Source organism: Stenotrophomonas sp. NPDC078853 (genome assembly GCF_044901215.1).
Classification (GTDB): Bacteria; Pseudomonadota; Gammaproteobacteria; order Xanthomonadales; family Xanthomonadaceae; genus Stenotrophomonas; species Stenotrophomonas lacuserhaii.
In genome coordinates this window covers 45,788-59,872 of record NZ_JBJDOQ010000023.1, presented here as the reverse complement: position 1 = coordinate 59,872, position 14,085 = coordinate 45,788, and the positions used below count along the sequence as shown (strand labels likewise).

The 14,085-nt window shown below is 67.9% G+C and carries 12 protein-coding genes; 5 read left to right on the top strand and 7 right to left on the bottom strand.

Annotated features, from left to right (window positions below; genetic code table 11):
- The 4 genes from ACI2JH_RS18200 to ACI2JH_RS18185 form a co-directional block, all read left to right on the top strand.
- On the top strand, positions 1–777 hold a 777-nt coding region (locus ACI2JH_RS18200; protein ID WP_404736864.1), incomplete at its 5' end, for an Hsp70 family protein.
- Positions 778–932: 155 nt separating this feature from the next.
- Positions 933–2,063, top strand: coding sequence for a molecular chaperone DnaJ (dnaJ, locus tag ACI2JH_RS18195; RefSeq protein WP_182655610.1), 1,131 nt, complete (start codon positions 933–935; stop codon positions 2,061–2,063).
- Positions 2,064–2,240: 177 nt separating this feature from the next.
- Complete coding sequence (gene pdxY, locus ACI2JH_RS18190; protein WP_404736863.1) at positions 2,241–3,149, top strand: pyridoxal kinase; 909 nt, start codon at positions 2,241–2,243, stop codon at positions 3,147–3,149.
- Positions 3,146–4,261 carry a prephenate dehydrogenase gene (locus ACI2JH_RS18185; protein ID WP_404736862.1) on the top strand — a complete coding sequence of 372 codons (1,116 nt, stop codon included), beginning with the start codon at positions 3,146–3,148 and terminating at the stop codon, positions 4,259–4,261. Before pdxY ends, ACI2JH_RS18185 begins: the two co-directional genes overlap by 4 nt.
- A 429-nt stretch (positions 4,262–4,690) precedes the next feature.
- Here ACI2JH_RS18185 and ACI2JH_RS18180 read toward each other — a convergent pair whose 3' ends face one another.
- The 5 genes from ACI2JH_RS18180 to ACI2JH_RS18160 all read right to left on the bottom strand — a co-directional run bounded on the left by ACI2JH_RS18180 (position 4,691) and on the right by ACI2JH_RS18160 (position 8,910).
- On the bottom strand, positions 4,691–4,882 hold the full coding sequence (locus ACI2JH_RS18180; RefSeq protein WP_319277496.1) for a hypothetical protein: 192 nt from the start codon (positions 4,880–4,882) through the stop codon (positions 4,691–4,693).
- A gap of 67 nt (positions 4,883–4,949) precedes the next feature.
- A complete protein-coding gene (locus ACI2JH_RS18175) occupies positions 4,950–6,713 on the bottom strand; it encodes an ABC transporter transmembrane domain-containing protein (protein ID WP_404736861.1) in 1,764 nt (587 codons plus the stop codon).
- Positions 6,706–7,311: an IMPACT family protein gene (locus ACI2JH_RS18170; protein ID WP_404736860.1), complete on the bottom strand. Its 606-nt coding sequence runs from the start codon at positions 7,309–7,311 to the stop codon at positions 6,706–6,708. The genes ACI2JH_RS18175 and ACI2JH_RS18170 overlap by 8 nt, the downstream gene beginning before the upstream one ends.
- Positions 7,312–7,363: 52 nt before the next feature.
- A complete protein-coding gene (locus ACI2JH_RS18165; RefSeq protein WP_404736859.1) occupies positions 7,364–8,272 on the bottom strand; it encodes a hypothetical protein in 909 nt (302 codons plus the stop codon).
- A complete protein-coding gene (locus tag ACI2JH_RS18160) occupies positions 8,269–8,910 on the bottom strand; it encodes an RNA polymerase sigma factor (protein ID WP_404736858.1) in 642 nt (213 codons plus the stop codon). Before ACI2JH_RS18160 ends, ACI2JH_RS18165 begins: the two co-directional genes overlap by 4 nt.
- A 122-nt stretch (positions 8,911–9,032) precedes the next feature.
- Between ACI2JH_RS18160 and ACI2JH_RS18155 the strand changes: the two genes are divergently transcribed.
- Entirely contained in the window at positions 9,033–11,861 is a 2,829-nt protein-coding gene (locus ACI2JH_RS18155) for an EAL domain-containing protein (RefSeq protein WP_404736857.1), read from the top strand.
- On the opposite strand, the gene ACI2JH_RS18150 is transcribed toward ACI2JH_RS18155, so the two are convergent.
- Positions 11,858–12,451: a TIGR00730 family Rossman fold protein gene (locus tag ACI2JH_RS18150; protein ID WP_101099739.1), complete on the bottom strand. Its 594-nt coding sequence runs from the start codon at positions 12,449–12,451 to the stop codon at positions 11,858–11,860. The two genes, ACI2JH_RS18155 and ACI2JH_RS18150, sit on opposite strands and share 4 nt — an antisense overlap.
- Before the next feature lie 111 nt (positions 12,452–12,562).
- The gene (locus ACI2JH_RS18145; protein WP_404736856.1) at positions 12,563–14,059 is read right to left on the bottom strand and encodes an aminotransferase class III-fold pyridoxal phosphate-dependent enzyme; all 1,497 of its coding nucleotides are present in this window, start codon (positions 14,057–14,059) and stop codon (positions 12,563–12,565) included.
- Positions 14,060–14,085 lie beyond the last annotated feature (26 nt).

Sequence of the window (14,085 nt, the reverse complement as noted above, 5' to 3'; positions counted from 1 at the left end):
GTGCTCGGCGGCGACGTCAAGGACGTGCTGCTGCTGGACGTGACCCCGCTGTCGCTGGGTATCGAAACCATGGGCGGTGTGTTCACCAAGATCATCGAAAAGAACACCACCATCCCGACCAAGGCCTCGCAGGTGTTCTCCACCGCCGAGGACAACCAGTCGGCGGTGACGGTGCACGTGCTGCAGGGTGAGCGCGAGCAGGCCCGCTTCAACAAGTCGCTGGCCAAGTTCGACCTGTCCGGCATCGAGCCGGCACCGCGCGGCCTGCCGCAGGTGGAAGTGTCCTTCGACATCGACGCCAACGGCATCCTGCACGTGTCGGCTAAGGACAAGAAGACCAACAAGGAACAGAAGGTCGAGATCAAGGCCGGTTCGGGCCTGTCCGAGGACGAGATCGCGCGGATGGTGGCCGATGCCGAAGCCAACCGCGAAGAAGACAAGAAGTTCCAGGAACTGGTGCAGGCCCGCAACCAGGCCGATGCGCTGATCCACGGCACCCGTTCGGCGATCACCGAACACGGCAGCAAGGTCGGTGGCGATGTGATCGGCAAGGTCGAGGCAGCACTGGCCGACCTGGAAACGGCGATGAAGGGTGACGACAAGGCGCAGATCGAGTCGCGCTCGAAGGCACTGGAAGAAGCCGGTCAGGCGCTGTTCGCCGCCGCTTCGGCCGGTGACCAGGGCGGCACCCCGGGGGCCGACGCCGGCGCCGGTGCCAAGCACGACGACGTCGTCGATGCCGAGTTCACCGAAGTAAAGGACGACAAGAAGTCCTGATCCAGACCGACGCGGGACGTTGCCTTGCGCAGCGTCCCGTCGTCGCATCAGGGTCCTGGCCGCCGCAAGGCGAGTCGGGGCGCCCGACGCAGGAGCGGACCTTGTCCGCTTTTCTGCTTTGACGAATCCCGACGTACCGGAAAGCGATCCACTCCATGAGCAAGCGCGATTATTACGAAGTCCTGGGCGTTGCCCGCACTGCCACTGATGAAGAGCTTAAGAAGGCCTACCGCCGCTGTGCGATGAAGCACCATCCCGATCGCAACCCGGGTGATGCGGCCGCCGAAGCGGCGTTCAAGGAGTGCAAGGAAGCCTACGAAACCCTGTCCGACGGCAACAAGCGCCGGATGTACGACGCCCACGGGCATGCTGCGTTCGAACACGGCATGGGCGGTGGCGGCGGTGGTCCGGGTGGTCCGGACATGAATGACATTTTCGGCGACATCTTCGGCAATATTTTCGGAGGTGGCGCCGGTGGTCCACGCCAGGCACGTCGCGGGGCCGACATCGGTTACGTGATGGAGCTGGACCTGGAAGAAGCGGTGCGGGGCATCGAGCGCCGCATCGAGATCCCGACCCTGGCCGAGTGCGGCGACTGCGATGGCAGCGGTTCGGAAGACGGCAAGGTGGAAACCTGCAGCGTCTGCCACGGCCGCGGCCAGGTGCGCATCCAGCGTGGCATCTTCGCGATGCAGCAGGCGTGCCACCACTGCAACGGGCGCGGGCAGACCATCGCCCAGCCGTGCAAGACCTGCCACGGCAATGGCCGCGTGGAAGAAGACAAGGTGCTGTCGGTCAAGGTGCCTGCAGGCGTGGATACCGGCGACCGCATCCGCCTGGCCGGTGAAGGCGAAGCCGGTCCAGCCGGCACCCAGCCCGGCGATCTGTACGTGGAAGTGCGGGTGCGCGAGCACGCCATCTTCCAGCGCGATGGCGATGACCTGCACTGCGAAGTGCCGATCCGTATTTCGCAGGCCTCGCTGGGCGACAGCATCCGCGTGGCCACGCTGGGCGGTGAGGCGGAAATCCGCATTCCGGCTGAAACCCAGACCGGCAAGCTGTTCCGCCTGCGCGGCAAGGGTGTGCGTTCGGTGCGCAGCCGCAGCGAAGGCGACCTTTACTGCCGCGTGGTGGTGGAAACCCCGGTCAACCTGACGCCGGACCAGCGCAAGCTGATGGAACAGTTCGAAGCCACTTTTGTCGGCGAAGACGCCCGCAAGCACTCGCCGAAGTCGGCGACGTTCATCGATGGCGTCAAGGGTTTCTGGGACCGGATGACGTCCTGACGCTTGGTAGTTGCTCTGGTGGGTGACGACCGTTGGTCGTCACGCTGTGGCTTTTGCCGCTGCGCTCGCCGAGCACGGCTCGGCGCTACCGGTCCGGTAGTGACGGCCGCTGGCCGTCCTGTCCTTGCACTTCCGGTGGGTGACGACCGCTGGTCGTCACGGGCGTAAAATGAAGGGATGAGCGAATCCCTCGAAAACCACCTGGTCCACGGCCGTCGCCAGCGCCCGGACGGCCCGTCGCCGGTCGATGTCATTTCGGTCCAGTCCCAGCTTGTCTACGGCCACGCCGGCAACAGCGCCGCAGCACCTCCGCTGCGCGCACTGGGCCTGCGCGTGGCAGAAGTGCCGACCACGCTGCTGAGCAACGCCCCGTTCTATGACACCACCCGCGGGCGCGTGCTGCCGGCGGACTGGTTTGCCGATCTGCTGCGCGGTGCCAGCGAGCGCGGCCTGCCGCAGCGGGCGCGGATGCTGGTGTCCGGCTATTTCGGCAGCGTCGACAACGGCGCGGCGTTCGCGGATTGGCTCGATCAGACCCTGCTGACGTGCCCGCAACTGCGTTACTGCCTGGATCCGGTGATCGGCGATACCCACACCGGTCCCTACGTCGAACCCGGCCTGGAAAAAGTGTTTGCCGAGCGCCTGTTGCCGCACGCCTGGCTGGTCACGCCCAATGCGTTCGAACTGGGCCGCCTGACCGGCATGCCCGCGCTGGCGCAGGACGACGCCATTGCCGCCGCCCGCGTGCTGCTGGGCCGGGGGCCGACGTGGGTGTTGGCGCACAGCGTTTCCGGGGACGGGGGCGAACTGGTGACGCTGGCGGTGAGCGCGTCCGGCATCTGGCGCTGGACCTCGCCGCTGTTGCCGGTGGACGTGGCCGGCACCGGCGATGTGCTGATGGCCTTGATCGTGGCGTTCCTGCTGCGCGGCGAGGACATGCAGCAGGCGATAAGCCGCGCCGTGTCGGGCACCCATGCGGCACTGGAAGCGACGCTGGCCAACGGCCACGAAGAGTTCGACGTGCATGCCGCCGCACCCGCAGCGCTGGCGCAGCCGCACCGGTTCGCCGTGGAGCAGCTGGAATGAGCGCGTCGCCACAGGTGATCGGCATCGTCGGCAGCGCGGGCGCCTACGGCCGCTGGCTGACCCGGTTCTTCGAAGAACACATGCAGCTGCAGGTGATCGGCCATGATCCTGCCGACGCCGCCTCGCACACGCCAGGGCAGTTGCTGGAACAGGCCGACGTGCTGTTGTTCTCGGCGCCGATCCGGCATACGCCCGCGCTGATTGCCGAGTACGTGCAGGCATCGGCGGGTCGCGAAGCGGGTCGATTGTGGCTGGACGTCACCTCGGTGAAAGAGGCCCCGGTGCAGGCGATGCTGGCCTCGCAGGCGGACGTCGTGGGCCTGCATCCAATGACCGCGCCGCCCAAATCGCCGACGTTGAAGGGCAGGGTGATGGTGGTCTGCGAAGCCCGCGTGCAGCGCTGGCAGCCGTGGCTCAATGAACTGTGCGCGGCCCTGCAGGCCGAGTGCGTGCGTGCCACCCCGGCCCACCACGACAAGGTGATGGCGCTGGTGCAGGCGATGGTGCATGCGGGGCACCTGGCGCAGGCCGGCGTGTTGCGCGGCTACGCGGCCGAACTTGGCGATCTTTCCGCGCTGCTGCCGTATCGCTCCGCGTCCTTCGAGCTGGATACGGCGATCATCTCGCGGATACTGTCGTTGAACCCGGCGATCTACGAGGATATCCAGTTCGGTAATCCGCACGTGGCGCCGATGCTGGAGCGCTTGATCGGCCAGCTGCAGCAGTTGCAGGTGCAGGTGCATCAGGGCGACGACGCGGCACGCGCGGGGTTTCGCCAGCAGATGTTGCAGGCCAATCGTGATGCGTTCGGCGAACAGGTGCTTGCCGATGGCAACTACACCTTTGAACGCGTGGGTTACCTGCTGGCCGACCTGACCGAACGCCAGTCGTTGTCGGTACACCTGCCCGAAGATCGTGCCGGATCGCTGCGCGCGTTGCTGCACGTGTTCGAGCAGCACCAGGTCAGCCTGGCCTCGATCCATTCTTCGCGCACGCCCGGTGGCGAAGTCCATTTCCGAATCGGTTTCGTGCCCGGCAGCAGCGACATGGCGATCGCCGCGGCGGCGGCCGAAGTGGACGACAGCGGGATCGGCCGGGTACTGGCACGCTGACGGTTTCATCCACAGGCGGTGTGGATGGTTGTCGCACAAACATGTGGATAACAGGCCGCAGCCCTTGCGGCCAAACGCTGTCAAGATGGGTGGCGAAAATTACGCCACCAGGTGTCGAGGTTTTCTGACAGGCGGGCATTGGTAGCGCCGACCCATGGTCGGCGGAATGTTCCCGGCGACGGCCCGCTGCGCTCGCCGACCATGGGTCGGCGCTACCGCTTTTCTTTTTTCATTGCGCGGCGAGCGGCCACCGGAACCTGTCAGGGCGACGGGCGGGCGGGGTTGGCAGGACGCTGAGCCGCATGGATGCGGCGACGCAGCCTACACGGACGTACTTGCGGCGTGTCCTGCCAACCCCGCCCACCCGTCGCCAAGCACGATGCCTGCTTCTGGCAGCCCGCCGCGAGGGGGTCACACCCGTTCGACCGCTCAGATGCTCAACCGGACATCGCCGCCGGGCGTCACGAACTCTCGCCCGCTGCGCACCAGCACACGCCCATCCTCCAGTTCGTAACGTGGCTCGGCGCGCTGGTCCTGCGCGGATGCATCTTCCGGCTTGAACTCGATGATGATGCGGCTTTCGCCATTGGAATCGGTCGCGGGAAACTGACGGAACGACATCGTCTACCTCCTTCACTCCACGGGTCTGCGGGGCAAGCGTGCGCCGCCGCTTGTTATCCGCGCGTGGTCAGTCGATGAACTGCAGGCGAGCCAGTTCCGCGTACAGGCCGCCTTCGGCCAGCAGCTGTTCGTGGGTGCCCTGGGCGATGATGCGGCCGTGGTCCATCACCACGATGCGGTCGGCCTTGAGGATGGTCGCCAGGCGATGCGCGATCACCAGCGTGGTGCGGCCTGCCATCAGGCGTTCGAGCGCCTGCTGCACGGCCCGTTCGCTCTGCGCGTCCAGCGCGCTGGTCGCTTCGTCCAGCAACAGGATAGGGGCATCCTTCAACAGGGCGCGGGCGATGGCGATGCGCTGCTGCTGGCCACCGGACAGGCGTGCGCCACGCTCGCCCAGCTCGCTGTCATACCCTTCCGGCAGCGCACGCAGGAACTCGTCGGCTTCGGCGGCGCGGGCAGCGGCTTCCACCTCGGCATCGCTGGCGTCCAGCCGTCCATAGCGGATGTTGTCGCGCGCGCTGGCGGCGAACAGGGTGGGCTGCTGCGGCACCAGCGCCAGCTGCGCGCGCAGCGCCGCTGGATCCATCGCGCGCAGGTCGATGCCGTCCACGCTCAACGCACCGGAGCGCGGATCGTGGAAACGCAGCAGCAGCTGCAGCACGGTGCTCTTGCCGGCACCGGAAGGGCCCACCAGCGCGACCGTTTCGCCGTGCCGCACGTGCAGGCTGAAATGCTCCAGCGCGGCAGTGTCAGGGCGCTGCGGGTAGTGGAACACCACGTCGTCGAAACGGATCTCGCCGCGCATTGGAACCGGCAACACCGCCGGCGAGGCCGGCGCGCGGATCTCAATGTCTTCCTGCAGCAGTTCACTGATGCGCCCCATGCCGCCGGACGCGCGCTGCAGTTCGTTCCACACTTCGGCCAGCGCCCCCACCGAGCCGCCACCGATCAGCGCGTACAGCACGAACTGGCCGAGCGTACCGGCAGACAGTCGACCGGCGATCACGTCGTGCGCGCCCAGCCAGAGCACGCCGACGATGGCGCCGAACACCAGCAGGATGGCACTGGCGGTGACCAGCGACTGCGCGCGGATGCGTCGCCGGGCAGCACCGATCGCGTCTTTCAGCGCATGGTCGAAGCGGCCGCGTTCGTAGGGCTCGCGTGCGTGTGACTGTACGGTGCGGACTGCGCCCAGGGTTTCAGCGGCCAGGCTGTTGGCGTCGGCGATGCGGTCCTGGCTGTCGCGCGAAATCCCGCGCAGGCGGCGCGCACCCAGCACGATCGGCAGTACCGCCAGCGGAATCCCGAGCAGTGCCCAGGCGGCCAGCCGCGGGCTGGTCACGAACAGCATCACCAGGCTGCCGACCACGGTGACGCTGCTGCGCAGGGCCACCGACATGGTGGAGCCGATCACGCTGCGCAGCAGTTCGCTGTCGGCGGTCAGGCGCGAGACCAGTTCACCACTGCGATTGCGGTCATGGAAGCCGGCGCCGAGCGTGATCAGGTGGCCGTACAGCTGCGCGCGCAGGTCGGCGACGACCTTTTCGCCGAGCAGCGAGACGAAGAAGAAACGCGCGGCGGTCGCCAGCGCCATCACCACCGCCACCCCCATCAGCAAGGCGAAGGCGCGGTTGATCTGGCCGCCTCCGGTGAAGCCATGGTCGATCATCTGCTTGACCGCCGGTGGCAGGCTGAGCGTGGCCGCCGAGGACACCGCCAACGCCACCAGCCAGGCACTGAACAACCCCACGTGGCGGCGCACGAAAGGCCACAGCGTACCCAGGCTGCCAAGGCGCTTGAGGGCGGGGCGGGACGCGTCGGTGTCAGTCATCAGGGGGGGGCTCGGAAGGAGAGTGCAGGCGTACCCGGTTACGGGTGGCGTCGCGCAGGCGCGTTTTCAATGCATCGCACTGGTCGGCCGGCAGTTCGAGCCGCATGCTGGCGCCATCGGCGGTGAAGGTTTCTTCCTGCTTGACCGCCAGGTGAGCGGCGAGGGCGGCGTGCAGTGCGCCCAGGTCCTCGAACGGCGCGTGGATCTGCAGGTGTGCCAGCGCCACCAGCGGCTCACGCGGCGCGGTCCGCAGGCACTCGGCGGCGGTACCGCCGTAGGCGCGCACCAGCCCGCCGGCGCCCAGCTTGATGCCGCCATACCAGCGGGTGACCACCACCATGACCCGGTCGAAACCCTGGCCGTCGATGGCCGCCAGGATCGGGCGACCGGCGGTGCCTGATGGCTCGCCGTCATCGCTGGAACGGTACTCATTGCCATGCCGGTAGGCCCAGCAGTTGTGCGTGGCATCGGCCACGGCGACCTGCCCCAGGAACTCCAGGGCGTGGCCGGCATCACGGATCGGCGCGGCGTGGGCCAGGAAACGACTGTGCTTGATCTCCAGGCAGTGGTCGACGGCAGCGGCGAGGGTATCGAGCATCCCTGCGATCTTACCGTGCGCACGCCACGCACGTGCCGACCAGGGTGCGGAGTCAATCGGCGAGCAGCGGCTGCAGGTCGCGCGGCAGCCGGGTTTCCGGATACTGGGCGAGATACCGCTCCAGGCTGGCCCGCGCCATATCCACGTCACCGGCGTCGCGACGATGGCGGATCTTCTGCAGCCACTGCCGCCGCGTGAGCCGTGCATCGGCCTCCACTTCCTGGTGCACCGCCGCTGCACTCAGTGGTGCCGATGCCGTCGCAGCAGCTACCTCGGCGGTGTCCTGCGCGGCGGTGTCCTTCGGCGTGCGTGCGGGCTTGGCGAACGCCTCCGCGGCAGGCGCGGGTGCGGCCATCACCGCCGCTGCAGGTGCGGCTGGCGGCGCCGGCCGCGATGGGGCCATGCGCGCCGATTCCGCTGCGCGTGCGCGGAACGCCTGCGGCACGGGCGCAGCGTCCACCTGGGTGGGCGCGGTTGCCTGCTCCGGTGCCTCCGGTGCCTGCGCCTGCACGGGCGGCCTCGGCGCTGGCTTCGGTTGCGCGCGCTGCGTGGCGGCATTGCCAGGCGTTGCAGGTGCTGTGTCTGCGATGGGTCGTGGCGCAGGTGGATCAGCTTCCGGGCGGGGAGCGGGCGTGGCCAGCTCCTGCAGCGATGGGGCCGGCGGCGGCTCCCGCTGCGGCTGCATCTGCCAGGCCAGGCCGACGGCGAAAACCACCGACGCGGCGATGCCCGCCACCGTCGGCCAACGCGCACGACGATGCTGCCGACGCTGGGCCTGCGCCGGTGCGTCGTCCGCGCCCACGGGCTCGGCATCCTGCCCGGCGGGCGCGGACTGCACCGATGCCCGCGCGGCGGCAAGCACGGCGGCATCCACGGCGGGCGGAGGTGCCTTGTCCAGCCGGCCACCCAGCAGCCGGGCCAGTTCGCGCTCTTCAGGGGTGAGGGGATCGCGGCTGTTCATGGGGCCAATCCTGCACGCAGTTTGTCCATCGCATAGCGCAGGCGCGACTTCACCGTTTCCCGGCCGACGCCGGTGACCTCGGCGATCTCCTCCAGGCTGAGTTCCTGCTCCAGTCGAAGCAGCAGCACCTCGCGTTGCTCCGCCGGCAGCGCATCCATCGCCTGCTGCACCCGGCGCCGTTGTTCGAAGCCGCTCAGTTCGGTTTCCGGGGTGTGGCCGTCGACCACCGCTTCCACCCGTGCTTCGGCGTCAGCCGGTGCGGGTGGCCGGTGGCGCGCCGCGCGCCAATGATCGTTCAGGCGGTTATGCGCGATGCGGAACAGCCAGGTGCTGAAGGCGGCGTCCGGTTGCCAACCGGCGCGGGCGGCGATCACCCGCTGCCACACGTCCTGGAACATTTCCTCGGCCAGGCCGGGGTCGCGCAGCTGGCGCAGCAGGAACCCGTGCAGGCGCCTGCGGTGGCGCTCGTACAGCGCCTGGAAGGCGGGCAGGTCGCCGCCGGCCCAGGCCAGCATCAAGGCTTCATCGGTTGGCAGGGCGGCGGTATCCACGGGGGACAGGGTAAGGCCTGCCCGCGGCGGCGCATAGCCGCTCATCAGGGGGCGCAGGGAGGTGGCCGGGGGAGCAGGAATGGGCATGTCCGGAGCGTCAACGCGCGCAGGGGCGGAACGGGGTTGCGGCGCGACAAATTCAGGTCGCGGAAAGCGCTATGCTCCGCGCACAGGGGAGGTGTCGGGAGTTCCCGCGCCATGGGGTCGTCATGTTGTCCAGTCAGATCGTTGCACCCACGATGGAAACACCGGGCAATGCGGTGGTGACCAGCGGCTTGCTGGAGGCCCTGTGTGGCCTGTTGCCGGGCCACGCCTGTCTGTGGGTGGACTGGGACGATCCGCTGCTAGGGCAGGGGAGCCAATGCCATCGGCCGCAGGCGATGCCGTCATTGCGCGCGGCCGGGCCGCAGCAGGCGCAGCACGAGCAATGGCAGCACGACGGTGCGCGCATCGGGCTGCGTGTCGAAGGCGCAGCGGTGCCCGCGGGCTGGTGGTCGGTCGCCCGCGAAGCGCTTCAACTGGGGCTGCAGCAGGCCCGCCAGGCCGGCCAGATCCACGCCCTTGAAGATGCCAAGCGGCTGCAGCAGGCGCTGTATGAGATCGCCGATCTGTCCGGGGCCGAGCTGGAAATGGCCGAGATGCTGCGGCATGTCCATCGCGTCCTCAACACGCTGATGTACGCGCACAACTGTTTCATCGTCGAATATGACGATATCCGGCAGACCATCCGCTTCCTGTACTTCGCCGACCAGATCGATGATTTCATCGCCGATCCTTCGCGTGCTTATGCCGAAAGCGAGCTACCCGGGAGCCTGACCTTCGCACTGTTGCAGCATGGGCACCCGCTCAGTGGCCCCTCGCGCCAGTTGCTGGCCAGCGTGGGCCAGGACGGGCAGCACTGGCGTGGGCCGGAAAGCCTGGATTGGCTGGGCGTGCCGATGCTGCGCGAAGGCCGCGTGTGCGGGGCGATCGTGGTGCAGAGCTACGACCAGCATGACCGCTATGGCGAGGCGGACCGCGCGCTGCTCGGCTTCGTCGCCCAGCACGTGCGCACGGCGATGGACCGGCGCCAGGCGCAGGTGCAGCTGGAGCGGCAGGTGGAACGACGCACGCTGGAGCTGCAGCGCGCCAACCGCAGCCTGCAGGATGAGGTCTTCGAACGTCGCCGTGCCGAAAAGCTGCAGGCCGCGCTGTATGGCATCGCCGAACTGGCGATGCAGGCCGAAAGCCTGTCGCAGTTCCATGCGCAGGTCCATGGCATCGTCGGCACCCTGCTGGATGCGCGCAATTTCTACATCGCCCTGGTCAACGAGGCGGGCGATGGGCTGGAATTCGTCTACTCGGTCGACGAATACACGGTCACGCGCGCGCCGCGCGCCTTCAGCCAGGGGCTGACCGAACACGTAGTGCGCGAGCGGCGACCGCTGCTGGCCGCACGCGCGGACATCGACGCGATGATCGAGGCCGGCAAGGTGCGCGAGTCGGGCGTGCGCTCGCAGTGCTGGCTTGGCGTGCCCCTGCTCCGCGATGACGAAGTGGTCGGGGTGATCGTGGTGCAGAGCTACAGCCCGGACGTGGCCTTCACCGCGCACGACCAGCGCCTGTTGACCTTCGTGGCGCAGAACATCGGCGCAGGACTGGCGCGGCAGCGCGACCAGGAGCGGCTGCGGCTGGCCCATGCCGGACTGGAACAACGCGTGGAGGAACGCACCCGCGAACTGGGCGAAGTGAATGAGAAGCTGCTGGGGCAGATCGCCGAACGGCTGCGCGCCGAGCAGCGGTTGACCCACCAGGCCATGCACGATGGCCTGACCGGCCTGCCCAATCGCATCCACCTGCTGGATCGCCTGGAAGATGCGCTGCTGCGCGCACGCAAGGGCGAGGGCGGGGAGTTCGCGGTGCTGTTCCTGGACCTGGACCGCTTCAAGCTGGTCAACGACAGCATTGGCCATGCCGCCGGTGACCAGATGCTGGTCGAGGTGGCCAAGCGCATCGTCTCGATGCTGGGTCCGGACAACGTGGTGGCACGGCTGGGCGGGGATGAGTTCGCCATCCTGCTGCAGTGCCCACACGGCTTGGCGCAGGCGTTGGAGTTCTCCCAGCGCATGCTGCTGGCGCTGCAGGAGTCGATGTGGGTGGCCGGGCGCGAGCTGTTCCCTTCGGGCAGCCTGGGCATCGCACTGTGGAATGCGCGTTACCAGCGCGGCGAAGAGCTGCTGCGGGATGCAGATGCGGCGATGTACCGCGCCAAGGCGCAGGGCCACGACCGCTGCGCGATCTTCGACGAGGACATGCGCGAGCAGGCGATGCGCAGCCTGGACCTGGAATCGGACCTGCGCCGGGCGATCATCAACCAGGACTTCCTGCCGTACTACCAGCCCATCGTGCGGCTCACCGATGGCGTGGTGGTAGGCCATGAGGCGCTGTTGCGCTGGCAGCACGAGACCCGCGGGATGCTGTTGCCGGGCGCGTTCCTGGACCTCGGCGAGGGCAGTGGCCTGATCGAGCAGGTGGACTGGCTGATCTACGAGCAGGTAATCGCCGGCCTGTCGCGCGGCGGCACCGGCTATGTATCGGTCAACGTATCACCGCGGCATTTCCGCTCGGCCGAGTTCAGCAACCGGTTGTTCGGTTTGATCGAAGCCTTCGACGCCGACCCGCACCGGCTGCGCCTGGAGATCACCGAAGTGGCCCTGCTCGATGAGGGTCCGCGCACCCTGCGCGTGCTGCAGGCGCTGCGCGAACGCGGCATCCTGGTGCAGCTGGATGATTTCGGCACGGGCTTCTCGGCGCTGTCCTACCTGCACCGATTCCCGATTTCCACGTTGAAGATCGATCAGAGCTTCATCGCCGGGCTCAACGGCCCGGAAGCGCAGAGCACGCTGGCGCTGGTGGAAGGCGTGGTGTCACTGGCGCGCACGCTCGGCATCAACACCATCGCCGAGGGCATAGAAACCGAAAGCCAGCGCCAGATCCTGCTGGACCTGGGCTGCGACTACGGCCAGGGCTACCTGCTGGGCCGTCCGGCACCGCGTTAGACCAGGGCGTTGCGGCGCTTCTCGTCGATCCACTTGGAGGCCTGCGCGGGCTCGTAGCTGCGCATCCAGTCCAGCATCGCCCCAATGTCCGAACCGTACCAGAGGTCGGCGCGCTGGGCTGGATGCAGGAAGCGCTCTTCGACCATGCGGTCGATCATCCCGATCAGCGGGGCGTAGAATCCGTCCACGTCCAGGAAGGCGCACGGCTTGTTGCCGATGCCGAGCTGGCGCCAGGTCAGCATCTCGAAGATTTCTTCCATGGTGCCGAAGCCACCGGGCAGTGCGACGAAAGCGTCGGAGAGCTCGAACATGCGCGACTTGCGTTCGTGCATGGAACCGACCACTTCCAGCGTGGTCAGGCCGCGGTGCGCGACTTCCCAGTCCGCCAGCTGCTGCGGGATCACGCCGGTGACTTCGCCGCCTGCTTCCAGCGCGGCATTGGCCACCGTGCCCATCAGGCCGACGTTGCCGCCGCCGTAGACCAGGCGCAGGCCGTCACGGGCGATGCGGTCACCCAGCGCGATCGCGCGTTCGGTATAGATCGGCTTGCTGCCTGCGTTGGAGCCGCAGTAAACACAGAGGGACTTCATCGGGATTCCTTGAAACGAAAGCGCCCCGCCGGGGGCGGGGTGCGGGTTGGGGGTTCGTGCGCATTTTACCTGCTGGTACCGGATGCTGCCCGGTGCCAGCGGAGGCGGGGTTCAGGCGGCCTGGGCCTGCTCGCGGCGCGGGCCTTCGCGCAGGGCACGGCCGACCATGCCGACCAGCAGTTCCAGCTCGCTGCTGTCCATGCCGAAGTGCGGGGTGAAGCGCAGCGAGCGCTCACCGCCGTGGATCACATTGACGCCCTGGCGGCGCAGCCATTCTTCGGTGGAACCGGCGCCGTAGCACTTGAACTGCGGAGCCAGTTCGCAGGAGAACAGCAGGCCGGTGCCCTGCACCTTGGTGATCAGCCCGCCCAGTTCGTCCTTGAGCTTTTCCAGCCGGCGCAGTGCCTCCCGGCCACGCTCGGCGATGTTGCCGCGCACTTCCGGGGTGAGCTGGGCCAGCGTGGCGCAGGCAACGTCCAGCGCACGCGGATTGCTGGTCATGGTGTTGCCGTAGATGCCCTTGCGATACAGCTGCGCGGTGCGTTCGTTCACTGCCAGCACCGACAGCGGGTACTGGGCGGCATTCAGCGCCTTTGAGTACGTTTCCATGTCCGGCGCATCCAGGCCTTCGAAGCCGGGGTAATCCACCACCGACAGCACACCGTGGGCGCGCAGGCCGGCCTGGATGGAGTCGATCAGCAGCAGACTGCCGTGGGAGCGGGTCAGTTCGCGGGCCAGCGCATAGAACGCCGGCGGTACCGAGCGGCCCGGATCGCCTTCGCCCATCACCGGCTCCAGGAACACCGCTTCGATGAACCAGTTGCTGCGCGTTGCCTCGTCGAACACCGCGCGCAGGGCGGCTTCGTCATACGGGGCGATGGCGATCACCGAGTCTTCGTTGCGATAGCTGGCCAGGTGCTGCTGGTAGGTGCGCCGGCTGGAATCGGAGTACAGGGCAGGGCGGTCGGTGCGGCCGTGGAAGCTGCCCTTGATCACCACCCGCTTGACCGCGGCACCGGCATGCGGGGCGCCCGGATCGGTCTGCAGTTTGCTGTTCACATCGGCGATGCGCGCGGCCAGGCCGACCGCTTCCGAACCGGAATTGAGGCACATGAAACGGGTGAACGGACAACCGCCACGGCGATGGCCGATCTCCGCCCGCAGCGCCTTGACGAAGCGCTGCTGGGACAGGCTCGGTGTCATGATGTTGGCCATCACCTGCGGCTGCGACATCGCCTCCAGCACCGCATCGGGGGTGTGGCCGAAGCCGAGCATGCCGTAGCCGCCGGCGTCGTACAGCACCGCGCCCTTGAGCGTGACCACCCACGGGCCGCGTGCGGTCAAGGCGACATACGGCGTCACCGCATCGTCGGCATAGAAGTTGATGAAGCCGTCCTGCATGGCGTCGATCTGGGCCTGTTCGTCCAGCGCCAGCAGCTCGCCCAGCTCACCCTGGAGGCGGGAAAATTCGGCTGCGGCGGCATCCGCCGCTGCCACCAGCGCGGGGTGGGAGGCGGCAAGACGCTCCAGCGTGGCGTCATCCAGGCCGGTGGTCAGGCGGGTGCCGGGCTGGGCGCGGAGGGGGGCGAGGCGTTCGATGAAGCTCATTGCAGATCTCCTGAAACGATAGGTCG